This window comes from Geminisphaera colitermitum TAV2, assembly GCF_000171235.2.
Lineage (GTDB): Bacteria > Verrucomicrobiota > Verrucomicrobiia > Opitutales > Opitutaceae > Geminisphaera > Geminisphaera colitermitum.
On record NZ_ABEA03000161.1, the window covers coordinates 56,252 to 81,802 of the forward strand.

Annotated in this window: 28 protein-coding genes; 1 reads left to right on the forward strand and 27 read right to left on the reverse strand. The window is 60.6% G+C overall.

Annotated features, from left to right (window positions below):
• Positions 1-8: 8 nt before the first annotated feature.
• Positions 9-3,170 (forward strand): InlB B-repeat-containing protein, encoded by a 3,162-nt coding sequence (locus OBACDRAFT_RS18195; RefSeq protein WP_043588093.1) that lies wholly within the window; start codon positions 9-11, stop codon positions 3,168-3,170.
• Between the two features lie 17 nt (positions 3,171-3,187).
• Here OBACDRAFT_RS18195 and OBACDRAFT_RS25730 read toward each other — a convergent pair whose 3' ends face one another.
• From OBACDRAFT_RS25730 to OBACDRAFT_RS18335, 27 genes are all read right to left on the reverse strand, one after another.
• The gene (locus OBACDRAFT_RS25730) at positions 3,188-4,963 is read right to left on the reverse strand and encodes a DnaB-like helicase N-terminal domain-containing protein (RefSeq protein ID WP_052362218.1); all 1,776 of its coding nucleotides are present in this window, start codon (positions 4,961-4,963) and stop codon (positions 3,188-3,190) included.
• Positions 4,964-7,027, reverse strand: coding sequence for a DEAD/DEAH box helicase (locus OBACDRAFT_RS18205; RefSeq protein WP_043588094.1), 2,064 nt, complete (start codon positions 7,025-7,027; stop codon positions 4,964-4,966).
• On the reverse strand, positions 7,024-7,977 hold the full coding sequence (locus OBACDRAFT_RS18210) for a phage Gp37/Gp68 family protein (RefSeq protein ID WP_043588095.1): 954 nt from the start codon (positions 7,975-7,977) through the stop codon (positions 7,024-7,026). Before OBACDRAFT_RS18210 ends, OBACDRAFT_RS18205 begins: the two co-directional genes overlap by 4 nt.
• Positions 7,970-8,560 carry a hypothetical protein gene (locus OBACDRAFT_RS18215; RefSeq protein WP_052362219.1) on the reverse strand — a complete coding sequence of 197 codons (591 nt, stop codon included), beginning with the start codon at positions 8,558-8,560 and terminating at the stop codon, positions 7,970-7,972. Before OBACDRAFT_RS18215 ends, OBACDRAFT_RS18210 begins: the two co-directional genes overlap by 8 nt.
• The gene (locus tag OBACDRAFT_RS18220) at positions 8,557-8,982 is read right to left on the reverse strand and encodes an ASCH domain-containing protein (RefSeq protein WP_043588097.1); all 426 of its coding nucleotides are present in this window, start codon (positions 8,980-8,982) and stop codon (positions 8,557-8,559) included. The genes OBACDRAFT_RS18215 and OBACDRAFT_RS18220 overlap by 4 nt, the downstream gene beginning before the upstream one ends.
• 46 nt (positions 8,983-9,028) lie before the next feature.
• Positions 9,029-9,766 (reverse strand): deazapurine DNA modification protein DpdA family protein, encoded by a 738-nt coding sequence (locus OBACDRAFT_RS18225; RefSeq protein WP_157837168.1) that lies wholly within the window; start codon positions 9,764-9,766, stop codon positions 9,029-9,031.
• Between the two features lie 551 nt (positions 9,767-10,317).
• Positions 10,318-10,749, reverse strand: coding sequence for an Acb2/Tad1 domain-containing protein (locus tag OBACDRAFT_RS25735; protein ID WP_052362221.1), 432 nt, complete (start codon positions 10,747-10,749; stop codon positions 10,318-10,320).
• Positions 10,750-11,179: 430 nt separating this feature from the next.
• Positions 11,180-11,626 carry a hypothetical protein gene (locus OBACDRAFT_RS18240; protein ID WP_043588099.1) on the reverse strand — a complete coding sequence of 149 codons (447 nt, stop codon included), beginning with the start codon at positions 11,624-11,626 and terminating at the stop codon, positions 11,180-11,182.
• A gap of 23 nt (positions 11,627-11,649) precedes the next feature.
• Positions 11,650-12,219 (reverse strand): hypothetical protein, encoded by a 570-nt coding sequence (locus tag OBACDRAFT_RS18245; RefSeq protein WP_043588100.1) that lies wholly within the window; start codon positions 12,217-12,219, stop codon positions 11,650-11,652.
• The gene (locus OBACDRAFT_RS18250; RefSeq protein ID WP_043588101.1) at positions 12,216-13,841 is read right to left on the reverse strand and encodes a helicase-related protein; all 1,626 of its coding nucleotides are present in this window, start codon (positions 13,839-13,841) and stop codon (positions 12,216-12,218) included. The genes OBACDRAFT_RS18245 and OBACDRAFT_RS18250 overlap by 4 nt, the downstream gene beginning before the upstream one ends.
• A complete protein-coding gene (locus tag OBACDRAFT_RS25740; RefSeq protein WP_081722179.1) occupies positions 13,838-15,286 on the reverse strand; it encodes a DNA cytosine methyltransferase in 1,449 nt (482 codons plus the stop codon). Before OBACDRAFT_RS25740 ends, OBACDRAFT_RS18250 begins: the two co-directional genes overlap by 4 nt.
• A 225-nt stretch (positions 15,287-15,511) precedes the next feature.
• Positions 15,512-16,459 carry a DNA-methyltransferase gene (locus OBACDRAFT_RS18265; RefSeq protein WP_052362223.1) on the reverse strand — a complete coding sequence of 316 codons (948 nt, stop codon included), beginning with the start codon at positions 16,457-16,459 and terminating at the stop codon, positions 15,512-15,514.
• The gene (locus OBACDRAFT_RS18270) at positions 16,456-17,310 is read right to left on the reverse strand and encodes a hypothetical protein (protein ID WP_043588103.1); all 855 of its coding nucleotides are present in this window, start codon (positions 17,308-17,310) and stop codon (positions 16,456-16,458) included. Before OBACDRAFT_RS18270 ends, OBACDRAFT_RS18265 begins: the two co-directional genes overlap by 4 nt.
• Positions 17,311-17,312: 2 nt before the next feature.
• Positions 17,313-17,456, reverse strand: a complete 144-nt coding sequence (locus OBACDRAFT_RS28480) for a hypothetical protein (protein WP_157837169.1) — start codon at positions 17,454-17,456, stop codon at positions 17,313-17,315.
• Complete coding sequence (locus tag OBACDRAFT_RS18275) at positions 17,456-17,752, reverse strand: hypothetical protein (protein WP_043588106.1); 297 nt, start codon at positions 17,750-17,752, stop codon at positions 17,456-17,458. The genes OBACDRAFT_RS28480 and OBACDRAFT_RS18275 overlap by 1 nt, the downstream gene beginning before the upstream one ends.
• A gap of 65 nt (positions 17,753-17,817) precedes the next feature.
• Positions 17,818-18,291: a hypothetical protein gene (locus tag OBACDRAFT_RS18280; RefSeq protein ID WP_043588107.1), complete on the reverse strand. Its 474-nt coding sequence runs from the start codon at positions 18,289-18,291 to the stop codon at positions 17,818-17,820.
• Positions 18,292-18,409: 118 nt separating this feature from the next.
• On the reverse strand, positions 18,410-18,880 hold the full coding sequence (locus OBACDRAFT_RS18285; protein WP_043588109.1) for a hypothetical protein: 471 nt from the start codon (positions 18,878-18,880) through the stop codon (positions 18,410-18,412).
• A 6-nt stretch (positions 18,881-18,886) separates the two neighbouring features.
• Positions 18,887-19,342: a RusA family crossover junction endodeoxyribonuclease gene (locus tag OBACDRAFT_RS18290; protein WP_043588111.1), complete on the reverse strand. Its 456-nt coding sequence runs from the start codon at positions 19,340-19,342 to the stop codon at positions 18,887-18,889.
• A gap of 2 nt (positions 19,343-19,344) precedes the next feature.
• A complete protein-coding gene (locus OBACDRAFT_RS18295; RefSeq protein ID WP_043588112.1) occupies positions 19,345-20,544 on the reverse strand; it encodes a DUF2800 domain-containing protein in 1,200 nt (399 codons plus the stop codon).
• A 4-nt stretch (positions 20,545-20,548) separates the two neighbouring features.
• A complete protein-coding gene (locus OBACDRAFT_RS18300; protein WP_052362224.1) occupies positions 20,549-20,965 on the reverse strand; it encodes a nucleoside triphosphate pyrophosphohydrolase family protein in 417 nt (138 codons plus the stop codon).
• Complete coding sequence (locus OBACDRAFT_RS18305) at positions 20,962-21,153, reverse strand: hypothetical protein (protein WP_043588113.1); 192 nt, start codon at positions 21,151-21,153, stop codon at positions 20,962-20,964. Before OBACDRAFT_RS18305 ends, OBACDRAFT_RS18300 begins: the two co-directional genes overlap by 4 nt.
• Positions 21,150-21,530 carry a hypothetical protein gene (locus OBACDRAFT_RS18310; protein WP_043588114.1) on the reverse strand — a complete coding sequence of 127 codons (381 nt, stop codon included), beginning with the start codon at positions 21,528-21,530 and terminating at the stop codon, positions 21,150-21,152. The genes OBACDRAFT_RS18305 and OBACDRAFT_RS18310 overlap by 4 nt, the downstream gene beginning before the upstream one ends.
• A gap of 6 nt (positions 21,531-21,536) precedes the next feature.
• Positions 21,537-22,424, reverse strand: a complete 888-nt coding sequence (locus OBACDRAFT_RS30875) for a hypothetical protein (protein ID WP_157837170.1) — start codon at positions 22,422-22,424, stop codon at positions 21,537-21,539.
• A gap of 52 nt (positions 22,425-22,476) precedes the next feature.
• A complete protein-coding gene (locus OBACDRAFT_RS18320; protein ID WP_043588116.1) occupies positions 22,477-23,892 on the reverse strand; it encodes a recombinase RecT in 1,416 nt (471 codons plus the stop codon).
• Positions 23,893-23,912: 20 nt separating this feature from the next.
• Entirely contained in the window at positions 23,913-24,722 is an 810-nt protein-coding gene (locus tag OBACDRAFT_RS29015) for a BRO-N domain-containing protein (protein ID WP_043588117.1), read from the reverse strand.
• Positions 24,719-25,261, reverse strand: coding sequence for a hypothetical protein (locus tag OBACDRAFT_RS18330; RefSeq protein ID WP_043588118.1), 543 nt, complete (start codon positions 25,259-25,261; stop codon positions 24,719-24,721). Before OBACDRAFT_RS18330 ends, OBACDRAFT_RS29015 begins: the two co-directional genes overlap by 4 nt.
• Positions 25,258-25,521, reverse strand: coding sequence for a hypothetical protein (locus OBACDRAFT_RS18335; protein ID WP_043588119.1), 264 nt, complete (start codon positions 25,519-25,521; stop codon positions 25,258-25,260). The genes OBACDRAFT_RS18330 and OBACDRAFT_RS18335 overlap by 4 nt, the downstream gene beginning before the upstream one ends.
• Positions 25,522-25,551: the final 30 nt, after the last annotated feature.

A 25,551-nucleotide genomic window follows, 5' to 3' on the forward strand; every position in this document is an offset into this window, starting at 1 on the left:
GATACACCATGAAAAACATACTTCACTTCTTTTGCTTTCTGGTTCTTTGGACGCCGGACTTTGGACTTTGGACGCCGCCGTCGGTCATGGCGCAGACGTTTCCGCAGGCGCAGGGGACAACGGTCATGATCAACCCGGACGGGACGCTGCGCGCGCCCGCCAATTTCTGGACGGCGAACGAGGCCGCCATCCTCGCTCTGATCCCGCCGCCCGGGAGCCTGGATATTCCGTTCGCGACCGAGGCGCAGGCCATCGCAGGCACGAGTAACAGTCTCGTCGTGAATCCTCGCGCCATGAAGGCGGCATTCGAGGCGTGGGTGTCAACGGGCGGCGGCACTGGCGGCGGATTGCAGGCCGAGTGGCTGGCGTTCAATCTCGATAAGGTCGAGGGGTTGTGGCTGGATTACGAACTAAAGGGGAGCCCCACCAACTACGGCATAGCGGGGCAACCGGTGCTTCCGCTGTATTACCATTCCAGCGATCCGGGGCGCGAAATCATCACGAGCCAGACGGGGCCGAAGCCGTTGAGTTATTTTATGGATACCGGTGGCAGCGATTCGCGCCGGATGGTCAAGCAGGATGACGAGCGTTCAATTTGGGCGATGGCGAAGGGCTACGTCGGCGGGGTGAGCGCCTACCTGAAGGTGTCGGATTTGCAGGCGCTTTCGCCGGGGGCAAATCCGGCGAATTGGGTGTGGTCTTACTGCCGGATGTCAGCGACGGACTACGAGCGCGACAGTTCGGGGCGCGTGATCTGGAGGCCGATTGTGCCGGTGCCGGTGTCGGCGGCGCTCATCGCGGCGCAGACAGGGACGGGCGGCAACTTGGTGGCTGAATACGCCACGGGCGGTGGCGTTGACCCGCCGGTGGACCCGGAAGATCCGAATCCGCCTATCGAAGGCTGGAGTGTGCAGCCGGACATCACGCACAACGGGACGCTGAATACTCTGGCGCTCTTCCCGTCCACTACGCCCATCGCCCAAAACGAGGACATGTCCTACGTGTATCATGGGGTGGCACTTGGCATTAGCGGCTACACCGGGGCGCCTGGATACCTTTTCGCCAATCCAGGTTACAGCATCAGCACGTTGCAGACGCCTTTGCAGCCAGCTTATGACAACATGCGGACGGCGCAGAGGCGGCTGAATCTGTTGGAGTATTATTCTACGGGGGGCATGACTCTGTCCGCCTCGTTTGTCATCAGCCAGCCCGTCACCAGCGCAACCAAGTTGTTCCGGTTTTGGGTGTTAGACCCCTACGTTACCACCACCGTCACTGACGCTCCCTTCGCGCCTTACTACATTGAGGCGTATCCTGTTTCAGGGGAGGGCAACGAAAACAAGGTGACAATCAGGTATGTCAGGACAACAATAGCCGGGAGAGGGAGTGACAATATTGACGGCAACGGCTATCTCTATGCTGCGGACAGGCTGGCGCGTCCCGCCACCCCCGCGCTCGTCGCCACGTTGGGGACCGTCAATGTCGGCGACGTTTGCGTGTTCTCGATTGTGAGCGGAGCGGAGCCAACTCGGGTGTTTTTCAATGGCAGCCTGTCGGCTGTCACCGTGTCCGATACTACTTACAGGAGCGCAATCATGGAGGGCGCCGTTGACAGTCGCGCCGCCAAATACCCGTGGTTTTTCAACCATCGATATATTTTTAACCAAAGCACATGGCGGACAGCGCAGCGTCCCGTCTCCGCGATATTTACGGATGACGAGAAGGTGATGTGGACTTCGCTGCGCGTTAGGGATCGCTGGCTGAGTGATTCCGAGGTGGCCGAGCTGTCGGCGGGGCAGTCGGAGGGGATCACGCTTTACACGCTGACCTTCGATTCGCAGGGCGGCAGTGCGGTCGCGTCGCAAGTGACGACGGGGAATGTGACGAGGCCGGCGAATCCGACGCGCACGGGCTACGATTTTGTTGACTGGATGACGACGGCGGACGGCAGCACGCCGTTCGACTTCATCAGCCCGATCACGGCGAACGCCACCGCTTACGCGAAGTGGCAGGCGAAAACCTACACGCTGACGTTCGACTCGCAGGGCGGAAGTGCCGTCGCGTCGCAGACTGTTGGCTACGGGCAAACGTGGACGCGCCCCGCCGACCCGACCAAAGCGGGTGCCGTGTTCGTCAACTGGATGACGACGGCGGCGGGGAGCACGCCGTTCAACTTCGGACAGATGCCCGCCTCGAATCTGACGGCCTATGCCAAGTGGTCGGCGGCAGTCACGATGACGTTCGATGCGGACGGGGGCAGTGCGGTCAGCCCGATCAACACCTATGCGGGCGCCACGGTTGCCGCGCCCACGGCTACGACGAAATTGGGACACTACCTGCAAGGCTGGAAGATCGGAAGCGGGCCGGTGCAGATTTCCACCAACCTGACCGCGCCAAGCACCAATACCACCTACACGGCGGTGTGGGTGAGTGCGTTCTCGCTGACCTTCGATTCGCAGGGTGGAAGCGCCGTCGCAGCGCAAAGTGTCAGGAAATGGAGCGATGCTCCTGCGCTGGGCGGCAAGTCGTTCTTTCCCGTCTCCACGAAGGCGGGCCATGTGTTTGCCCGCTGGGCGGCGGATACGCGGGGCAACTACTTCTACGATTACCCGAACAACATGAATAATGGCACCGTCGGCGGAAGGACGCTGCCAGCGGCCATCAATCAGGCATCCACGCTGACTGCGGTGTGGTATGGACCGGGAACATTCGCCGTGTATGTGACAGGCGACCAGTCGGGCATGAAAAACGTCGGCAGTTCCGCGCCAGTCGTCACGGAAAGCGCGGCAAATTACACGTTCAACATGCTGATCAGCAGCACGGCACTCTCCGGTATCGAGAATGGGCTACGGGTAGTGTTCTCCGTCGTGGCCGACAATGGGGCGAGTTCGGGGACTGAGGTTGAGTTTTGGGACTCGGCAAATCAGGGGGTCGGCACGTTCTCCGCAACCATCGCGACAAGCCTGATTTCCGCCAACTACAACCGCAACGTGAACGGACTGACCCTGTCGAAATCGGCACTCATCGACATCGGCATGAACTACACCTTCGGCGGCGTGAGCGCCGGGCTGACAGGCACGCACTTCCACTACCGGGTAAAGCTCTACTTCAGTAACACGCTGTTCGACACCATCAACTCACCCAGCGTCCACTACGACATCAGCATGTGAGGCGGGCGTTGCCTGCATCAGATCAACCGGTAATACCGTCCGTCCTGGTGCATGGCAATGGCACCGCTGGTCATGAGATTGTAGCGGTAGTCCGAGAATGTAGTTCCGGGCATCAACAGGCGCTCGGCGGCGAGTTTCTTTATCTGAGGAAGCGGGAGACGGGCTTCCTCTCCGAGGGGGAAAATGGCGGCGACTTCCGCGTCGGTGTATTTGCGCGGGCGTCCGCCGGGGGTGCGTGTCGTGGGTTGCGGGGTCGCTTCATCTTCCGGTTCGGGCTCGCAGCGTTCCCAAAGAATCATGGGATACTGACGGCCTTCGACCGTGATTTGGCGGGTGGAGTGGCAAACGTGGATTTCGGTGACGGTCTCCTTGCGCACGGCCATGCCTTGAGGGACTTCGCGGTAGAGTCCGGCACGGGTGCCGCGCTTGTCGAAACTGAAAATGAAGTGGCCGGGTTTGCCGCGCATCTGCGTCATGTTGATGATGGCGCGGGCCCAGTTGGTGAGGGAACTGGAACCAAAGGCGGTGTATTGGCGGTCAACGGCGTCTTTCTTTGGCTGGGGTCTGCCTGCTGTCTTGGGATCCTGCGCGGGCGGTTTCGGTGTGTGATGGAAGGCGATGGTGAGGAAGTGAAATTCGTCGGCGAGGTGATCGAGCGCGGAAAGGAATGGGCCGGCGATTTCTTCCTTGGACAGGCCGGGGCAGTAGCGCATGAGGGGATTGATGATGACGATGTCGGGGCGGTGGTAGCGAACGTAGGCGCGGAGGGCGTCAATGAAGTCTTCAGCGATGTTGGCGCGGTCCTTGATACAGTGGACGTTTTTGTGAAAGAGCGCGGCTTCGGCAGGTGTGAGGCCGAGGCCTTGTTTGATGGACTCCGCCACTTCGCCGACGTCGCCTTCATCGTCTTCGGCCTGGATGAGCAGCACACGGAGCGGGCCGGTGCAGGACAGGCCAAGCCAGTCGCGGCCAACGCCCCAGCAGGCGGCCATGTGGTAGCTGGCCGTGGATTTTCCGATGCCGGAGGGAGCGGGAATGAGGAGGGAACCGCCGCGTCCAAGGTAGCGGCGGGCGGGGCCGATGAGGATGTTGGGGTCACTGACCGGGTAGGTGAAGGTGTCGAGCGGTCGGAGGACGTCGGCAAGCGGAGAGGCGTGGGCGTCGATGACGGCGGGGAGTTTTTTGACGGGTTCGATGACATCATCGAGGCCGTCGCCGTCGTAGTTATAGCAGTTTTCAACGGCGCTTGTCGCGGCGATGATAATCTCGCGGAGTATGTGAAGTTCGCGGACTTTTTCTATGAAGTAGCCAGCTTGCGCGGTGGTCGGGATGGAGCCGCTGATGCGGGTGAGGTAGGCGTAGCCGCCGATTTCATCGAGTTGATGGCTGATTTTCAGTTCCTCGGCCACGACGGCGATGTCGATGACCGCGCCTTTGTTGTAGAGTTCGACGAGCTTTTCAAAAATCACCCGGTTGGCCGGCGTGTAAAAGGATGCCGCCGCGATCTTCCCCTCCATGCAGCGGGAGATGACGTCGCTATCAAGAAGGCAGCAGGAGATCAGATATTCCTCGGCATCGGTGGAATGTGGAGGGACGCGGCCAATTCCGGCGGCCTGTGTTGATTGCGCGGCAGCAGCATGGCGTGTGCGCGGAGAGGACGTCTCATACAGGGAGCGACGAACAGGCGCGGATTTCCAATGGGACGGGCCTGCGGACGGGACATGAGGTGGCGATGCTTCCGCGGGAGGCATGAAGGTTGCATCGGGATCGAAGTCGAGGACGTCGGGAGACATTTATGCGCCTGTGATGAGAGGAAGAACGGCGGAGCGGATGGACGAATTGGCGTGAGAGGAAAGAGGGGCGAGAATTGACCTGGCCTCGCGGGGGAGGGCGACCGGATGTTTGTCGAAAATGACGCGGAGATCGCGGAGGTGGGCGAGTGTGGTGAGTTCGTCGGGAGGGGGCAAGCCGGAGGGAGGGTGCAGGTGTGTTTCGAGGCGTTCGAGGATGCGGCGGGCGTTGTGCATCGAGCGGCTGAGGGCGAAGGAACTCATTTTGTCTTTGATGAGGCGGTCGGCTTCCTTGAAGGAGAGGAGGGCGGCATCCTTGTAGCCCATGCTGGCAAGGAAGTTCATCTGAGGGGGAGAGCAGAGGCCGAGTTTGCGGCGGTGATCGAGGCGTTCGATGATTTTGGAGGCGAGGCCGGTGGTGGTGACTTTGGAGATGTCGATTTTGGCTTTCTTGAGGATTTCGATCTGGGGGGGGGAGGGGGGGCGAAATTCCCAGCGTTCGGCAGGCTGGTAGCTGGCGAGGGTGTCGGAGTCGATGGAGACGGCGAGGGCGAGGGGGTCGATGGTGGCGCCTTTGCGGCCTTTGTTTTCGGCAGCGGCTTTTTCGAGCGACTTGAGGAGGTCGCGTTGTGCCTGAAATTCGGCGGCGGCTTCGAGGTCGAGCAGGTCGCCATCGGTGTTTTTTTGTTTGGCGGCGGCTTCGACGACTTTGTCGCTGGTGGCAACGAGGTGAATGGGGGTGATGAGGTCGAGCTTTTCGGTGAGCCAGAGGAAGTCGAGAATGAGGAGATCGGGCTTCGCTGATCGGGCGATGAGGGCGCGCCGTGTGTCGGCATCGGGGGCGGAGTTGAGGGCGTGGACGAGTGGGGAGAGAGGGCGGGTGCCGCGCCCGACGGCCTGCACGTAGAGCGCACGGACCTTGGTGGGGCGGAGGACGGATACCCAATCAATGGCGTCGTGGTCGAAGCCTTCGATGAGGAGCATGGCGTTCACGAGGACGCGGGTTTGCCCGGACTTGTAGTTGGCAATTTTCGCTTCGCGGTCGGGGCAGTCGCCGGAGACGTAACCGGCATTGATGCCGACGGCGAGGAGGGCATCGGCCATCATGCGGGCGGTGGCAACGGAGGGAGTGAAGATGAGACCCTGACCGCGGGTGCGAGTTTCGATTTCGATGAGACGGGCGATTTCTCCAAGGAAGGGTTCGATGCGGTGGGAAACTTCGGTGGGATCGAAGTCGGATCCGTTGGACGTGCGCCGGGTTTTTATCCCGTTAAGGTCGATTTCCAAGGGGAGGGTCTTAACGACGGGGCGGACAAGCCAGCCGGCGCGGACGGCTTGAAGCAGGTTGAACTCGTAGGCGGCGGGATGGAGTTTGGTGACGGTGTTGCCGTCGGCGCCGGTTGTCGTGATGGGAACCGGCTGGAAAATGGGGGAGAGGGCGCGTTTGTCGCCACGGTCGGGAGTGGCGGTGACTCCGAGGACGCGGGCAGTGGCGAAGTGGTCAAGGATGGCGCGGTAGGATTTCGCCATCGAGCGGTGGCACTCGTCGATAATGATGAGGGAGAAGTGATCGGGGGGCCAACTTTTGAGGCGGGTTTCGCGGGAGAGCGTCTGAACGGAGGCGATGACGACAGGATCGTAGGTGGTGGCGTGATGCTCGGCTTTTTCCTTGGCGGCTTCGAGTCCGGTGGACTTGAGGAGCTTGTCGGCGGCTTGATCCAAGAGTTCTTCGGAATGGGCAATGATGAGGACGTGCCCGTGGTTTTTGACGAAGATGCCGGCGGTGCGGGTGAAAATGACCGTCTTGCCGAGGCCGGTGGCGAGGACAATCAGGATACGCTGGACATGGGCAAAGCCGTGGTCGATTGCGTCGAAAGCGGCGAGCTGGTAGTCGCGGTAGGTCCAGTTGACGGCAGGCAGCCCGCCCAGGTCGGCAGGCGTGCCCGGCTCCGGCGTGACAAGTTCGACGTCGATGTCGATGACGGGCGTGTCTTCATCGAATACCTCAATGGTCTCGATCTCCAGGGTTTCGGGATCGAAATCGAGGATCGCGGGAGAGGTGGTCATGCGGCGGGCGTCGGAAATTCATCGTGCTCTACGCCGTCGAGCAGGCGACCGGCGGCTTTCTTGCCGACGCGCAGCATGACCGCGCCGCCCTCTGTCCTGTCGTTATGGTAGCAGTGGACGGAGCCATCAGGCGCGACAATGAAGGCGGGCGGACTGCCGGCACGCCCCTTGCTTGTATCATATTCCTCACCGGGCAGCGGTTCGCGCCAATCTCCCCATTGTTTCCAAAAGAATGGCACACCGGCCGCCGCGCACTGGTCGCGCATGGAGCGAGACCAGTCGGGGTGCATCGGGCGTGCGCCGGGGCCGGACTCTCCGCCGCAGATGACCCAATGTATCGGCGATGAGCCGAGCACGTAGCCGCCGTCAATCTGGTCGTCTAAATGCTCCTCAATATCCACCGGACCGAGCATCGGCTCGACCGACAGGAACCGCACGCGAGCCGGGATGCTCAGCAGGTGCGGGATTCGCTCGTCAGCGGCTTGCTGCGTGCCCGTCGTTGTCCCGATCCATACATGTGTCGGCCAGTCTTTCAGCCAAGCAGGAGGCACCATGCGTAATACGTTTTCAGGCCGCTTCGTGAGCAGCAGAATATCGAGGTTAGTTACAAATTTGCAGGCATCCCAAAGAAAGCCGCGAGCCTCGTTGAGATCGTCGCGGTCCTCGAATGTGTCACTCATGCTGTTGATGAAAACACGTTCGTGCACGCCACGCTCATTTGCGCGCTTGTCGATTTTGTAGAGTTCGCGCCTCGCCGCTTCGTGGCGAATCCAGCGTTTCCCCGACTGTCCCCATGTGGCTTTGCCTCGTGAAAAAAGTTTCGAGAGGAGCAATGCGTAGCAGTTTCGGCACTCCTCGCTGAGTTTGCCATCGGACAATAGTGCCAGCGTGCAACCCCACCAGAAGTTTACGGTATGGTCACACCATTCGATTTTCGAGTTTTCAGCCATTGGTCGTATCTCCTTTCTCTCCCGGAAAGATCAACTCCCAGCGATGCGTCGGTAGCCACACGCCCGCCGTCGCCTTCGGATACCAGCTCGTGATTTCCTTCACGCCCACGTCCGCCCACCAGTCCAGGTCGGTCCATCCAAAGTTGATGTCGAATACCCACGTCATTGTCGGATCCGGCATGTCCGGTAATCTCGCCGTGGCGATCCAGTGGGTATGCTTGTATTGGTCCATGAGCGCCCAACGCTCCCGGCCCGGCTTGGGGCGCATCCACGGGCCATCCCATTGCACGCGGACAAGTCCGTAGGCCGGGAGGGTAAGAATGCCGTCCGTGCGGTCGTGCCCATCATCGACGTTGCGGAAGCCGACACCGAGAGACCGAAGAGCGGACTCCATCATGGAGGGGTTGGTGTAGTGACGCTGCTCGAAGTTGGGGATGTGCGGGCGCACGTCATCGAGCGTAAGCCCGAGGATTGCCGCCAATGCGCCGGGGCCGCAGTTGCAGCCCCACGCTTCGGAGGCGCGGGAGGTGTCTTCCGGAGTGAAGGCAGTCACCGGATATTTGATACGGAATGGTTTGCTCATGTTAGAGGGAGTTCGTGTTTATCGGCGGGTTTCGGGGACGGGATGTAGAAAAAGCCGAGCGCGCCTTTGCAGGGATGGAACGGGAGGGGTTGGACGTTGCGGAGGACGAAGCCGTACCGACCGACTAACCACGGCGATTCGGAGAACCCTACGCAGTCCACTAGTTCCGCAACACCGACGATGCCGCCGCGTGGGATGGTATCGAGGTTCGGGATGTCTCCGTCAAATTCGAGCCGTGCGAACTCGCAAGCGGACTCGTATTCATTTCGAGTGCATCCCTTCGCGGCATGGATGAGGAAGCGTCCGCGGAATCGCGTTGTCCAGTTGCGGTTCTCGACGTCTTTGCCGGCGTTGAGGATCATCCATGCCCACGGCTGGCGGATGGAGAGAACGGGGAGTTTGAAAAGGTCGGGAGGTATCATTGTAGTGAAAAATTGGTGACTGATATACGAACGCCTCTTTCCAGAATCAGGTGTTATGCCACCACTCGAAGAGCAGGGGCTGGATGAATTGTTTCTCGTTCAAAACTGTCTCGACTTGAGCGCAGTAGCGGAGGGCGTGGCGCGGATCGTGGGCGCTTGCGTTTTCCTCCTCGCTATGCCGACCATCGAAACTCCAAGCCATGCTGTCGGAGGAGTGCAGTAATTCACGCACGCTCGGATTGCGTAATGCTTCGATCTTGAGCCCGAAGCCGTGCAGACGGAGGTCGGGCCGCTCGCGCTTGATCGCAAGCAAAATATCCTCCACGACGCCCGGCTCGACGTTACGTTTGCACACTGATCCGACTCCGACCCATGCACCATGCGCGAGTAGCTTTCCGTATTGCTTGACGTGCGACACGTAATCCGGGACGGCGAAACCTTGCAGGACCGGGAGCAAATAGACGCTCCCGACTAACTCACGCAGGCACACGTAACGCTCAATGGTTAACGCTTGGTGCTCTGCCACGGATTTCCCCGTAATTGCCAAAACAAACGGCTCGCACATGTAATCCTGTGTAGCAGCTGCAAGCAGCGTGCCGTTGCTCGACCAACGCCGGACTTGATCGGCGTAATCCTCTGGCTCGTGTCGGTAGCGGCCATGCGTGGTAAGCTCCGTGAATGCCCCGGAATCCATCATCCACGAGTTAACCCGGAAGGGGGATTTGCGCGTGCGCAGACGGTTGACCGACACCATCACGCGGGCGAAGGGCCAACAGTCCGACACATTGCAAATTCCGGGAAAAAATTCCATGTATTCAAAAAGTAATGGCATAACATGTCGCTAGACCGGACGCTCCGCGCCGGTCAGCTTTGGGTTAGCCAAAAGAGCTTTCGCTCGCACAAGTCGCTCGTTTTGGTTTTTCCCGATCCCGGTAACGTGCCGCATGGCTTCTACGATGCGGACCATCTCACCGAGGGACTCCCTCCATTCGCAATGCGCGGCCTTTGACACAAACAGGGCGCATTGCTCGTTTGTCAGCCCATCCTTCGACAACGGGATTAGCATGTGAAGAATGCTACCCTTCTTGTTGCATTCCTCATAATTGAATTCCTCGTGTGCTAACCACACTGGACATCCTTTTTGCGCGTCATGGACGCATTTTGAGCAAAAGCGTTCTTGGTAGCTGTCGCCCTCTGAACCGTTTGAAAAATATCCCATTTTTGTATCCTTTTTTTATTACGTGGCTAACCATCCGTCTCCGGTGAGGCTTCGCCCACCGGGCCGGGAGGTGTTATCAAAATAAGCGTGGTGCGTATGCGCTTCCCACGGGTTGTTCATTTGATGTGGGTTCCTTCCACACCACGCGCCATGCGTTTGAGCGTGCGGAACTGAAGCCAGTGTTGCGCCTCCTTGACGGCGTCCAGCGCACGCTGGTTTTCCTCCGTCGCGAAGGGGCCTTTCTGGAACGCCTCAAGACGATCCTGCACGATGGCGAGCAAGACTTCCTGCGTGACGCCGTTGACTCCGGCCTCTGGAATCGGGCCGTTCTGGAACAGGATGACCTGTCTCGAGAAGCTAGCCGTGTAGCCTTGCGGATCGGACTTGGACGGATTGTTCGCCGTGTCGAACCCCGTCAACTCGTAGCGGTGATTTGCGCCGCCTGCGCCGGGCGCATCGTTGACGATGATACGGATCTTGTCGTTGGCCGGATTGACCCGGTGCGTGGTAATTTCCCTTATCGGGTGTGTATTTGATTCTCCTGACATGATAAAGCGGGCTGCATTCCGAACTCACCACTCGTAGGCAGGTGACGCCTGTGGAATTTGATAACCAGTCAGCTCCCGGAAGCCTCCGGCTCCGGGGCTTCGCGGTTCGCCTTAAGTGTGGGTAGTTTAGCGAGCGTGCGATATTGGCTGCGCAGTGTGACTTTTGCATCCTCAATGGCACCGCTCTCCGTGCAGCAGCGAGGGCAAGTGAGTGCGATGCCTGTTCTGGCGTGAGTGACCATCCAGTATGTATTCCCGCTCCACGGACGTCCGGGGCCATATCGACGGCGATCAGTGAAGAACTCCATGTTTCGCCAGCGGAAGGTTGTGCGCCGGCGGACGCGTTTGGGCGGGAGGTCGCCTCTCTGTAAAATCCAGCCGAACCTTGGCGCGGGAGGCAACGCCTCCGATGTATTGGTCTTTTCGTTACTCATAAAGGGTGCGCCTCCGCTGGTGTGTTAGACCGAGGTCGAATTACGACCGGGTAACTCGGTAGATACAAAAGTCCGACGAACTTGTGCCCTCTGACGGTGGTGTCTTCGGTGACGCGCTCGAATCGGAAGCGAGTCAGTTTGCCTTTGCCATTCCCAGTATTCGGGGTCGCGGTGTATCGTCGGAAGAGATCGCCGACACTGATGAAGTCACCTTCCTGCAACCTGTGGTAGCCAACAGCGATTTCTTCGTGTGTGAGGAGTATTATCTCCGGTTCGGCTATATCAGTCCCTTCGCGAGCGTCTTGGAATTTGTTGAACACATCGCAAAACGTGTTCGCATCCGATTCTTCGCCGGTAAGTTCCCCCTTCAAGTTGTCCAACACGTGCCAAACATAGTTTATTTCGTCCTCTGTTAATCTCAGTGTTTTTAAGTCGGTTTTCATATGAAAAAGTTAGGGCAGATCGGTTAACCAGCGGCCTTCGGTGAAGTGTTACGCAATTTGGCTACTTCATCCGCCCAAAACATCGCCTTTGCTTCGAGTAGTTCTTCGATCATGCAGGCTGCCGCCTGTTCCGGTTTGTAATTCGGCAGATCGTGCGCAGCCGCATAGATATTACGATTTTCCACCAGCTCCCTGAGCAGACCAAGTTCCCGGTCGCCCAATTGGACAACCAAGCCGCGGTCAGGGCGTGCCTCCGGTGCTGTCTGGTCTGAGGTCTTCGGATTGAGTGCATCCATCGCTATCGCGACGGCGTTGCATTGGTCGGGGGAGGCCAGTTGGTCTGTCGGCAGCGCAGCGATCTTTTCGAGTGCTGAACGGTAGCGATCCGTGTCGGACGGCGCGTAGCCGGGTTTCCAGGCAAGGTAGTCCTTCGTTGGGTCGCAGCAGTTATTGACGAGCGTTTCGTAACCGAAAACGACGCGACTGAAGGCGGGCGGGCGATCTTTCGCGTTCTCGAATTTCGCGTTCTCACGGGCTTGCAGCCAGCGCATCAGCGTGTCGATTTCCTCTTGAGATGCTTTTGCTAGTTTCATGATTTCGTAGTGTTGTTTTGAATACACGAGAAAGCCGCTGCATACGCCCGTTCACACGCCGCCGTGTCCTCTTCCCACTGAGATTTTTTGCGCAGGATGTTCTCCCAAATGTGATCCTCCAGCCCCGGAATGTAGGGCAGGTGAACCGTGAGGCGCTTCGTGGCGCCGTAGCGGTAGGCCCGCCGCACCGCCTGATAAAACCGCTCGAACGAATCATCGTAGCCCGAAAACACCATCGTCTCCACGAACGGGAAATTGAGGCCGTAGCCGAGCATCCCCGCCTTGCCCACCAGCACGCGGATTTTGCCGTGGCGGAAATCCTCAAGGATCCGTTCGCGCTTCCCCTCCGGCGTGTCGCCGTGCAACTGCGCAACGCCTTTAACGCCTTTCAGGTGCCGCCCCACGATCTTCGCCTCCTCGTCAAACACACACCAGACAAGCACCTGCCTGCCTTCCGCCGCCGCCTTGCGGACGAGTGCGCCGACGACTGTCGGTTTCAGACTTTTGATGGGCGTGACCTTGCGGGAGCTTTCGCCCCCCTCGTAACGAAATCCTTTGGCGATCTGCGAGAGCTTCCCGCGCTGCGCAACGCCGATGCGCTCCCTTGGCAACAGGTCGCCTTCCTCCCGGACGCCGCGCACCTGGTCGCGGGCCGCAAGTTGTTCTGCCGTCGGCTCGATCCGGTGTTCGACAATTTCCGGCTCCGGCACATCCGAAAATGGATCATGAAATCCATACGCCCCCGGCTTGCGCAGGTAGATCGACCAGCTCGACATGAAGCGGTAAAACGCATCGCGTGCGTGCGGTTTTACCTTCCAAACGCCCCGTTTGTCCTTCGCAAAATACGTCCAGAGAATTTCGCCCTCGTGGCGGAGCTTTTCGAGAAACGCAGCCTGCGACGCGTATTCCATCGTGTCGTTGGGGGCGGGGGTGGCGGTGAGGCTGAGTTTGTATTCAATCCCCCGACACGACTTGATGAGGTTCCATTTGATCACGCCGCCGCCTGTCTTCAGGAGCGAGCTTTCGTCCAGAGCGATGCCGGAGAGCCAACGCATTTCCGGGAGAACGCCGTCGATCATCTTTTCGGGGTTGACGATGGCAAACGGCTCCGGGCCCTCCTTGCACCAGACGGCCAGATCCTCGCGGGTTGTGATGCGGGACAGGCGGATGTCCGGGCAGGTGAGCGGAAGCTGGGGGTAGAATTTCTCCGTCTCCTCGATGGTCTGCGGAATGACGGCGCGCGGAGCCATGATGAGGACGCGCCCGCCGGTCAGGTGGTGCACCTGCCGCGCCCATTCGAGTTGTATCGGAGTTTTGCCCAAGCCGCAATCCGCCCACACGGCAAAGCGTTTCGCCTCCACGGCCATGCGCGTGATCCAAGCCTGATAGTCGAACAGGAAATCCGGCAACGGCAGGGGAGAGCGACATGGCACCGGCATTTCCATCCCCATGAGCGGGGCGAAGCGCGCCGGGGCCCGGACCTCGTAGGTATCGGCGCTTTCGTCGTATTTGATTTCCGCCTCCGGCAAGGCCTTCGAGCGCACGAAATGCGCGTGATCTTCGAGCGGCCACGGGGAGCCGAAGAGCAGGGAGAGGGTGTCGTTTTCGATGGTGGTAATCATGGCATCAGTTCCCTCCAAAGTGCGACGAATGCTCGTGCAGCGGTGTCGGGCACAACGCCGTTGCCGAGTAGCCGGAGTTCGTCCGTGCGATTGTCTGTGGTGACGTGCAGCTTGGGCACGTCCATCCGATCGGGACGCCCATCAGCGTCTCTACCCAGCGGGGATTCAGTTTGCCCGACGAGTTGCGCATTTCCGGTGGCAGCATCGACCGGGCTCCTGTCCCGCCGTCCAGACCGTGCGATCCGCCTTCGCCCGTGCTCGCCGCCGGTGACGGCCATGACGCCACCTGCGTTTGCAGGCTCACAGCCCCCTGCTTGTTCGGGCAGTTGTCCGGGCCATTGGCTATCTGCGCCCTCGGTGTCGCCCACTGCTTCGCCGCCTCCCCGAGGCATTGCGTCGTGTTGCGATTCCGATGCACACCGTTCCCCCGGTTCGTCGAGTTGTTCGGCGCCTCCGGGCAGGTGTTGGGCGTCGGCCACATCTTGACGGCTGCCGTCAGTGGCATCCCGCCCTGAGCGTATTTCTCTGTCCGCTCTGTGCTCGCATCCGTCGTCGCGGTCGGCCACATCTTGACCATTCCCGACAATAGCAGTTCGCCCTTCCGGCTTCCGCCCCGACTGGTCTTGCCGCCGCTCATCCCTTCCGGTGTCGGCCAGCACGCGGGGAGGCTCCCACCAGTGCTGCCGCTCTCCGGGCCGGACAGGCCATGCTGTGCATACACCGCCCTCGCCAGTTGATCCGTCCGCGTGCGCATCGTGCCGTCCGGATTCGTCCCCGTCGATGACATGCCGGACGAGTCTTTCCAGTCCCGCGCCGACGCGGTGGGCCAGGATGAAGACTCGCTTGCGCTGGTGAGGCGCGCCGACTTCAGACGCGCTGAATATGCCCCACGTCGCTCTGTAACCCATCTCCTCCAGATCGCTGATGACTGTGGAGAGTCCCAACGAAATGTGCCCCTCGACGTTCTCGAAGAAGCAGACGGAGGGCTGGCAAAGTCGAACTCCCCTTGCGATGTGCGGCCACAGGTGGCGGGGATCGTCTTTGCCGCGTCGCTTTCCGGCGGCGCTGAAAGGCTGGCACGGGTATCCACCAGACAAGATGTCCACAACGCCTCGAAAAGAGGACCAAGGGAAGGTTTTAACATCCGGCCAGACAGGTGCCGCGTCCAGGAATCCCGCTTCCATTTTCGCGACCAGATTTGCGACGGCAAAGGCTTCGATCTCACAAGCAGCGACCGTGCGCAGACCTCTGACGACTCGGCACAGTCCAAGATCAATGCCCCCGTATCCAGAACAAAGGGAGAGGTGAGTAATTGCCGTGGGAGTATCCATGTCATTTGCACCCCTCCCGCCGCTTGATGAATAACCGCACGCAACCCATGTGTTCGGGGTCGGAGAACAATTCCGCCACTGGCGTGTTGCCAAGAAACCACCGCTCCAAGCCATACGGCCTGCTGATTTTGAATGCCTCCGGATATTTTTCTAAAATTTCCCGGTGCGCTTCATACCCAGACATCACATCGCCACCGACGAACTCCCAAATTCTCGGGGCGCGGATAACAAGTGTTGTCTGCCTACGGCGACACTTGGCAGCCAATGAGTCGAAGCCTCTGGCGACGGTCCGGCTGGCACGCTCGCCAAGTGACAACAGCAGATACAGAGCATGCCACATCATGCCGCACCTCCCGCCCCCGCCATCGTGAACAGATCGACCGACGCTTCGCGCATGTCGTGCGCCTGCTTTTCGAGATTACGGATGGAAAGGTTGTGATAGCTTTCCTTGAGCTCGAAACCGACCGCGCGCCGTCCTTGCTCAACGGATACATAGGCGGTCGATCCGATGCCCATGAAGGGATCCAGCACGAGCTCGCCGGGGTTGGTGTAGAGCTTCACGCAGCGCCGGATGACTTCGAGTTGTAGCGGGCAAACGTGCCGCTCCTCGTCGGTCTCGCGGGCGGACTTCCAGCCGTCGAGGACGTCGGTCTCGCGAATGTCGTCCCACACGCCGGAGGCCCATTTTATCCACTCTTCCGTCGCCACCCATCCGCGAGGATTGGCGTTTTCATCGCGCAACGCGGGGACGGGGACCGCGTTCTCTCCGGGCTTCTGGAAGACGAGAACGAAATCATTGGGCGCCGGCCCCAGATCGACGGCGTCGCGCTTGCCCGTGGCAAACATGAGGCAGTGCAGATTATTGCGCTGCGCCATCGCCTGCGGGTTTTTGGGGATGGCAAACTCGGCTTTCCACTCGAAGCCGCCGAGTTCCATCATGCGCACGGTGGCGTTGCGCAGATCGCGACGTCCCATCGCCCCGTGCTGGTTGGCGTATTTTAATAGTTGCTGGATGTGGATGCAGATGTTGCGACCGGGACGCATCACGCGGAGGAGTTGCGCCACCCAAAAGCGCATGTGCAGGCCGAACTGATCGGCGAGCATGTCGGCATGGCGTTCGACCATGAGGCAGTCGCGGTTGTTGCCGATGTCCTCGCGCTTGCCCGAATACATGAAGAGCGCGCCGAAAGGGATGGAGGTGACGCAGAGGTCAATGGAATCGGGGGCGAGTTTCGTCGCCATGCCTTCGATGCAGTCGCCGAAATGGAGGGTGGCTTGCGTGCTCATGCGCCCTCCTTTGCTGACATGGCGGCGTCGATGGCGTCGCGGGCAGTGCTTACCGAAAGGTTGATCCGGCCCGCCTCGGTGTCTGCGCCGTAGCCGTGAGACAGCAGCCAGTCCAGCCGCGCCTTGTCCTTGCGGAGTTTGGCAAGCTCGGCGTTGAGCGCCTTCTTTTCATCGGAGTCGATTTGCGCCTCCGCCTCGGCGATGTCGCGGTCCTCGGCGAGGTCGCGTTCGAGTTTGGATACGCGGGCGCGAAGAGCTTCATTGATGCCGGACAATTCACCCAATCGCTCGGCACTCTGATGCTCATAAGCATCCATCTTTTTCACGCGTTCGAGGATGGCGTCATAATCCTCCTTCGGCACGAACGCCCGGTTAGGGTCGGTAAGCTCTCGCAACTGCCTCAACTCCGCGCCCATGTCGGCGGGTGTCTTGGCGAGGGCGGCACCAATCACCCGCTCGCAGGTGTCGGTCCACGGCTCGCCGCTCTTGATACATGATGCGGCGAAGGCGAGAGCCTTCTGACTCTCCGCCACCAGCGCCTCGGCGGCTTCGGCACGACGGGCGTGTGCGATAATGGCGCGAATGTCCTCGGCAAAGGTTTTTTTGCAGGTGCCACCATAATGAACGATGTCACGAGCGGATTCGAGGGCGAGGACGTCTGTCTCCAGTCGGTTGATGATGGAGGCGAGATCGAGCTTTGGTGTGATGGATGAGTCGGACATGAGAGGTGGAGATCGGTGGGGGCGGACAATGGGGCCGTCGTTGATGAGTGATTGGTATTCGAGGAAGTCTGCGTGGATTTCGCGTTCGCGCTGGGCCCGGTTTTCGTCGTCTCGCGGTTTTGGATACATCTTCAGATGTAGCGCCCGATGAGCATGAGCCCGACGGCGACAGCGAGAGCGGCGAGAACCCACGCGACACGCTCGGCAAGAGCGTGCCGCTGACGGCGGTTGAGTCGGGCCATGTGGTCCGCCAGCATGTTATCGACGGTGCGCATCAGATTTGGAGGCGGGAAATTGCGTCGTTGATGACACCCAGCGCGCACCCTCCCTTGTGAGTGATGCGGCGGATGTGATCGTCCACGCGGTAAGAAGGATCGGCAGCGACGCTGCGTTCCTTATCGGCAACGGGATTCCCCGGGGAAGGCTCCGGCATCGTGGAAATCGGGCGGAGACGTTCGCTCAGCAGGCCTGCGCGGGCGTGGATTTCTTCGGTGAGCGCCTCAAGGTTGTTGATGAGCGATTTGATTTCGGGAGCGGGTTTCTCGACGGCGGATGGTGGTTGTAGCGGCATGATGTGTATTCGTTTTATGGTGTTTGGTTGTGCGCCCGACGAATCAGCCGGGCGCGTGAAAGGGGCTACACGTCGCCTTGGCGGCGGCGGGTGTCCTTGTCGGTTTTCTCCATCGGAATCTCGTTATCCGTGCGGAGCATCAGGACGGGGACTTTGGTTTTCACCCAGACTTGTTGTTCTTTGAAGTGCTTCGACGGGATATTCTCGATGGCATCGCCCATCGTCTCGGCGGGGAGCACCCGGCCTTTCTTCGTGGTATTGAACTCGTAGGCGGCGCGGTGGATGCGCTCCTGCGTGGTGAGCACGCTTTCGTTTTCCGGAATCTGCAACACCCAGCCCGTCAGGTCGTTTTCGGGGAGCGTGCCTTCGGGATCGGAAATGAGGATGCACCACTGTTTTTTGACCGCGGGCTCTTTTTCGCCATCCGCTTCGGGTTGGGCCAGAGCGTTCAACTCTTCGATGATGGCGCGGATTTTTTCGGGCTCGACCTCGTGGCGCTGGACGACTTCGGCAACCCTGTTGATTTCGACTTTTGACATGATATTTTGGATACGTTTTTATGATGGATGAGCGGCGGTGTTTCATTGGGCATACTCGGCTGGACATGCCTCGGCCCGTTCCGGGGTCTCCCCGGACACCATGCCGCCGCCCAAAATTTTAGACGGAGATCGGCGGCAGGTCGTCGGGATGAGTGCCGTATTCCAGCAGGTGAAGGCGCTCCTGATACGCGGCCAATTCCGCCCGCCACGTCTCGATGCTTTCGCGGGCATCGGCCACCGGGTCGTAGCCTACCACGCACGCGCAGTTTTCTCTGCGCTCTTCCTCCGACTTGGCATCATCCTCGGCGATCAGCTTCTCGCCGTTGGCGATCTGCGCCCGCCTGCTGCTGATGATGGCCTCGGTGCGCTCGACGGCGTGCTCGATAGCCAGGTGCTTGAGGATGCGGTCCTTCTCCGCTTCCACGCAGTCGTGCGCATCACGTTGGAGGTTCTGGATGGCCTTCACAGGATCCTCGCCGTCGAGAAGGACGGCGCGGAGCGTGATGGACGGTTTGAAGTTCGAGTATTGCTCGAACGGATGATTAAAACCGGCTTGGTCGCCGGCGGTGATTTCGATTATTTTAGGCATGGTAGGTTAGGAGGAAAGGGTCTGGCCGGGGTGCCATTCGGAGAGTCGGACGCGGATGCCGGGGCGGTCGCCGTGGCCTTTGATGAGGCGTCCGTCGAAAATTTGGGCGTCGTCTCGCTGGAAAAAACCAACGGTTTTCAGGCAGTCACAGAAGAGCTTGGCGGCGTTGTCCCAATCGGGTTTGCCGCCGTGTGGATACCAACCGAAGGCGCGGTGTTTTTTGGTGTGCTTGGCGAGCCAAGGCCAGGTGAAGGTGAGATGGCAGCGGACGAATCCGGCGAGCGGCTGGGGCGGACGGTGGGTGACAAGAAGGGTGCAGTAGGCGCGCTCAATATCGGCGAGGGAGGCTTTTTGGTAGTGGAGAATATATTGCCCACTGCCGTCCTTGGGCGTGATGATGCGTTCGCCTTTTTGCTGGGCGGTTTTGTTGGGCGGAATGAGGTCAAGGGTGAAGTCGATCATGGTCAGATGGGGGCGATGCGGAGCCATTCTGAGGTTTTCATTTCGGTGAGGTGGCCGAGGCGGTCGCGGTAGAGTTTCTTGCCGGAGGTTTTGGTCGGGTCTTTCGAGTCGATGGGGACTTTTTTACCGGTGCGGACGGTCTCGGCTTCGGCAAGGACGCGCTCGATCTCGCCGGGGATGTGCTTGTGGCAACGGTGATAGAGGTCGTCGGAGAGGTCGGAGAGGATTTCGGCAGCCTTGGCCTGATCGGTGATTTCGCGCCCGCTGTTGCGGGTCTCGATAAAGATGCGATGGCCGGCGGCGATGGACTCTCCCTCGGCGCGGACGCGGGTCTTGAGGGCGTCGTGGGCGCGTTCGAGGATGGGCACGAGTTTTTTGCGCGCCATTTCGAGGTCGAGCATGTGTTCGAGTGTCGGTTCGGCGGCGATGGCGGCGATGTGTTCGTCGGTGAGTTGCAGTTTCATTTTGATTTCCTGATCGATGGCCGGGCATTTTTTTCCGGCGGCGGGACAGTAGCGGCACTGCTTCCAGCCGTCGGAGTTGAGTTGTCTTGGGTTTTTCAATACGTGGTTGAGCTCGCGTTCGAGGTAGGAGGTAACGCCGTCGAGTTGCGGGCCTTCAACGGTGGCCCAGGTGACGCGCTCCATGCCTTCGTCGGGGTTGTTGCGGGGCTGGACGATGGCGAAGGTGATGCGGCGGAGGGTGGGGTAGGCGCGGTAGAGAAGGACGATGTAGGAAAGGACTTGGGCGTTTTGCTCGGCTTCGTCCACGAGTTCGGAGCCGGTCTTGAGGTCGAAGCCAACAGCCTCGGTGGCGTCGGCGGTGATGCCGAAGGCGTCGATGTGGCCGGTGAGGTCGAAGCGGTCGAAGTCGGCAACGATCTCGGCCTCGACCTCAATCGCCATGTCGGCGTCGGTGGAGGTGAGGACAGTGCCGAGGTAGTAATCGACCATCCAGTTTTCAAAGCCGGAGGGGGTCCAGCCATCGGGCATTTGGGGCTCTGGCAGGCCGTCTGAGGGAGCGGTGGCGCCGTGCTCATCGGCAAGGGTGCGGGCCGCGCGCCAGTGGCACCATGTGCCGAGGAGGGAGGCGGCGGAATCGGGCGAGGGCTTGACGATGGCCCCAAGGATGGCGGCAGCGGGACAGGCGAGCAGCTGCGGGACGCTGGAGGCGCGGAAGCGTGGGCGTGCAGGGAGGTTCATCGGGCTAGAATCGCTTCCCGCCGTGGCGGTGGCCGCGCGTTGCATTGAATGCCGCCTTTTCCACGAGGGCGCCAGCGACATTGAGGCCGCAGTGCGTCGCGTAGTTCATGATGCGGATGATCGTATCGGCCAGTTCGACCTCGACCATCGGGCGATAGGTGGGTTTGTCGTCCGCCTTGCCGGGAAACGGACCGTCGCGCAGTCCCTCAAGCGCCTCGCTGAGTTCGCTGTGCATGAGCGCCAGTTTTTCCGCGTGATTGAACTCTGGATCGGTATGCGCGTGATCGTAGAAGCCGGATGCTTTTCCGATGGCGTAAATTTCGCTGGCGAGTGCAGTCCAGGCACAGACGAACTCCTTGCCGGAAGCCAGATGGACGGGCGCGCGGCAGTCTTTTGTGGTTTGTGTTGTATGCGTATTCATCGGGCGGATTTTTGGCGCTTCGAGGGCGCGGTGTTTTTGGCGAGGAAGGCGGCGACGCGCGGATCGTCGGCATCGAGCATGACGACGCGGGAGGTGTAGTGAGGGTCGGGGCGGTCGTAGGGCGTCATGTAGATGCCGGCGGGCTTGGTGTCCCAATCGGAGCGGACGGCGGCGATGCGGTGTTTCATGACCGGTTGATTTCGGCGGGATTGATGGTGCCGAATTTTTTGAGGAGGTAGTTTTTGAACTGGCTGGGGACGACGGAGGCTCCAAGGCCTTCGACGGTGCGGACGGGGAGGCCGTCTTTTTCCCACTTCCAGAAGGTGGAGCGGGAGCCGTAGAGTCCGATGAGGCGGCGGATCGGGATGGGCGCATCAAGGACGAAGGCGGCGGCAAGCTGGCTGGCGTCGATGGTTTCGCGTTCGAGGGTGGCGAGGGTGGTGACGATGGTGTTGCGGATGTCCTCATGCTGTTCGGGCGTGAGGGAGGCGGGCGCGGCTTTGGCGGCGTTTTTGCGGGCGTCGTGGGCGGCGCGGCGGGTGTTGGGAGGAAGTTTGACGCGCATGGCGGATCAACGGCGGCGGCTGTTAACGATGGGGAGCTTTTCAATCTCGAAGCGGATGCCGGGCATGGACGGAAGCGGGGTGCCTTCGCTCCAGCCGACGCAGAAGCGGCGGCGGATTTCGGAATCGTTGGGAGTGACAATGACGAGGTCGGTGGGGAGGAGGTGGACGTTGGTAACGGTGTGTTTCAGCGTAATGCGGTAATGGATACCGGCGGGCGCGGCGGGGATGAGTTGGGGGCGGGTGGCGGCGAGCTCGGCGGCGCGTGCGGCGAGTTCCTGCTGCTGGCGGGCGGCGGCATCGGAGGCGACTTCGGCGGCCATGATGTCGATGCCTTCAAGGTCTGTTTCGACGAAGTCGGAGTCGGCGGCGGCTGACGGGGCGGGGGCGCTGGCGGCGGCCTCGGCTGCCTGGCGGGCGGCTTCGGCGGCGGCAGCAGCCTCGGCAGCCTTTTGCTGTTCCTCGGCGATGCGGGCGAGTTCGGCCTGCCGACGGCGCTCTTCCTCTTTGGCGCGACGGTCGCATTCGTCCTTCCACTTGGAGAGGACGGAGCGGAGGGCGCGTTCGGCGGGGGCAAGTTGAGTGGTGGCGCGGGTGGCGGCGTCCTGAATGGCGTTGTTGATGTCGAGGAAGGGGCGCTTGAGATTGAGGCGCGCTTTGTCGATGGTCCTGACGATGTCCGTGACTTCGACGAGGAGCTTGCCAGCGGCGGAGGCGGAGGCGGCGTCGGTGATGGTGACGGCGGCGGCGGAGGCAACGAGCTCGTGGATGCGGTCCATGACGTCGGAGGCGACGACGATGATCGGGACGGCGGGGAGGTTGCCGGTGACGGTGATGGCGGTGGGCGAGGGGCCGGGGGATGCGGGCAAAGCAGTAGCTGCGGGTGCGGTTTGCATTTTCGTTACGCCTGCCGGGGCAGGCGATATGGTTGTGGTGGATTACCGGATACTAGAATTGTTCGACCTGTGTGGTTTCGCTGACGCTATCAGCGAAGAGCATGGGGGGCTTGGTGAGGTCGGGCTTGGGCTTGCCAGCATCGTCACGTTCTTTCGAGGGGCGGAGTTTGGCCGTGATGTTGGCCTCGATCTCAGAGCCTTCCTTGAGGAAGGGGGTGAGGATGATGGGTTTTTGAGTGGCATCGTGGATACCGACGCCCTCGAAGGTGAGGATTTCTCCGGCGAAGCCTTCGGTGGCAACCTGGAGTTTGGCGAGGGGTTTTCCAGCCTGCGTCACCGCGAGGGAAACTTTCTGAATAGTGAGGCGCAGAACCTGCGGCCATGCTTTGCCGTGAAAGCCGTGGAAGTTGACGCCGGGGACGATCTCGGGGGCGGCGGCGGTTTTGTCGGGCGGCGCTTCCGGGGCAGGGGAGGGGGGGGGCTGTTGTTGCCGTCTCGCGGGCGGTGGGGATTCAGCAGCGGGAGCGGCGGGAGCGGCGGCAACCGTCGTGACTTCGGCCTCGATGGTGGTGTCGCCTGCCGCGGCAGGTGGCGGAGGTTCGGGGGGCGTGGGATCTTCATCGGCCCCCGCATCGGCGGTAGTGACCTGCTTCGCGGCGGCGGCTCCTCCGCGCCGGGAGGGAGATTTGGGACGTGCAGCGGGCAGTTCACCGGCGGGGGGAGCCGCGCCATCCTCGGGGGCGGTGCCGGTGACGTTCTTGAGGTCGTCATCCAGTTCGCGCTGGACGGCCTCCTGATCCTCGGGGCGCAGGGGGAGGGACTTGAAGTGACGGCGGAGGACGGTCTTACGGCCCATTTCCTCTTCCCACGTGACCCACGGTGACTGTTCGCGTTTCCAGTCCTCTTTGATTTTGGCAAGAGCCTCGTCGCGGACTTTGCGCACGGTGGCGACGGGCATCCATTCGTAACTTGTGCCGCCACCACGCAGGGAGGAGCAGGAGTAGTAGCCGATGACTTCGCCGGCTTCATCCGGAAGGGGCTCATGGATGATTTCCTGACGAGGAGCCTTGATGAGCTTGAGCGTGTCGCCGACGCGGACGACGCCCGTCCAGATGTCAACGATGTCGGGGGAACGGAGGGCAATCGTGCGGAGCCCCTTGTATCCGACAAGCAAGGTGCATTCCTTGATCTGTTTTTTGCTGTTCCAGCGGGGGATGAGGTATGCTTGGCCGGTGACGGGATCGGGATAAACGCCTATGGTGGCGCAGTCGGAGAGGCAGGCGAAGAAGGAGACGGGCTCGCAGTTGGCGAGTTCGGGATTGCGGTGGATGAGCGATGTCGTCAGGCGCGCGAAACGATCAAAGCTCATGGTGGCAGGCACGAGAGCCTTGATCTTTTCCTGTGTGGTCGGTTTGGCCCACACGGTGAGGGCGCGTTCCTGGGGAGCGGTGGTGAGTTCGGTGGACATAATTAAAAAGTGGATACAGGCTAGATGTCTTCGACGGGGATGGCTGCGGTGATGTCGGTGGCAACGAAGGCGGGGGGAGAGGCGAGGTCGGGCACGCGAGTGCCGTCGGGGAGGCGTGTGATGCGGACCATCGACCTGATAGTGGTCTGGATCACCGTGCCTTCCAGTAGCAGGGGGCTGGTAGTGATGGGCTTTTGGTTGGCGTCGAGTGCGACGCCTTCAAAGGTAATGAGGCTGGTGGTGGTGCGTCCTTGGGCGATGGTGAGTCTGGCGACGGGGTGTCCGCTGAGTGTGATGGCAAGGCTGACGAGCATGATCGTGCAGCGTATGGTTGTGGTGTGGGCGTTCGTTGACGGCGGAAGGGTCGGCTGCGGAGAGTCGGTGGCGGTGGTGTGGCTTGCGGATTCGAGCCGGGTGAGTCGGGCGGCGAAGTTTTCCAGCACCGTGACCTGCGAACCGACCGTCTCCGCGAGCAACTGCACGGAGCGGCTGGCGGCAACCTCGGCGGCGCGGTCAATGATCAGGTCTTCCGCCATGTCGCGGAAGCGACGGGCGCGGACCGAGCGGATGAAGAAGCCGAGGCGGATCACGCCGCGCTTCGTCCAGAGGGTCATTTCCTGGGCGCCGCCAAGGGTGTCACTATTTGTGACAACCCAGTGTTTGCCTTCGATGAGTTCGTCGGCGTGACGCATCTTGTGGTTGCGGATAACATTCTCCGCGATGCCGTAGCCTTTGGCTACAAGAGAGGTTTCGATCGTGTATTCATGCCCGGAGTCCGGGCGGACGGGAATCACGTCGTTGTCGATGATGATGGCAGGGGCGGTTCTCATTTTTTTTTACGGCTTTTAGAAATGGGGGCGTAATCGGCGGCATTTAGCTCGTGGCCGGTAAGGATGGCTTCGCCCCACACTGCTCCATCACCGGTCTCCATTGCATTGGCGAGCTGGCGCAGCCTCTTTATTATATCGGCGCGTGTTCCGATGATGGTGCCTGCATCATTAGCATCAAAGATAACGGCGTATCTTTCCAGTGTAGCCACCTTCCTTGGGCTGTTTATTATCTGAAAGCCCATCGATTTTCCCATGCATCCATTTCTCCGCCTACTGGCGGGGGAAGATATAAGGGATGCATTTTTCACCACAGGCCCAGCCTTCGGACGGTAATAATTACCGTCTTTATGCCTGATGATATTGTCATTCGCCATGAGCACAATGCAGTGACGGCAAAATCTCTCGAACGAGATGGGCAGCTTCCCCTCTTTCCCCACCTTCCCATAAATCGTCATGATGCCCATGCGATTTCCTTCTCCAGGAGGGAAGAATTGGGGCAAGTCATCGATATGCAGTTCGTATTTGTCGGGAATGCTCATGCTGCCCCCTGCTTTTGCGCGGCCAACTCGGCGCGAATGATGACGAGCTGCGCGGTGAGGTAGTGACTGATCCGGCGGCCGGTGGCGACGCGCCATGCGTGATTGTAGCTGACCTCGCAACGGTCGGCGAGGATGCGGACGGCGATGTCCTTGGGCTTCCGGCCCTGGCGGGCGCGAGCCTGCGCGCTTAGGCGGGGTCTTTTATTGCGCGCAGTGATTATTCTGGTAGGGGCAACTTTGCTTTTTCTGTGCGGTGTCATTGTCGAGCACAGAAAGAGCAAAATTACATC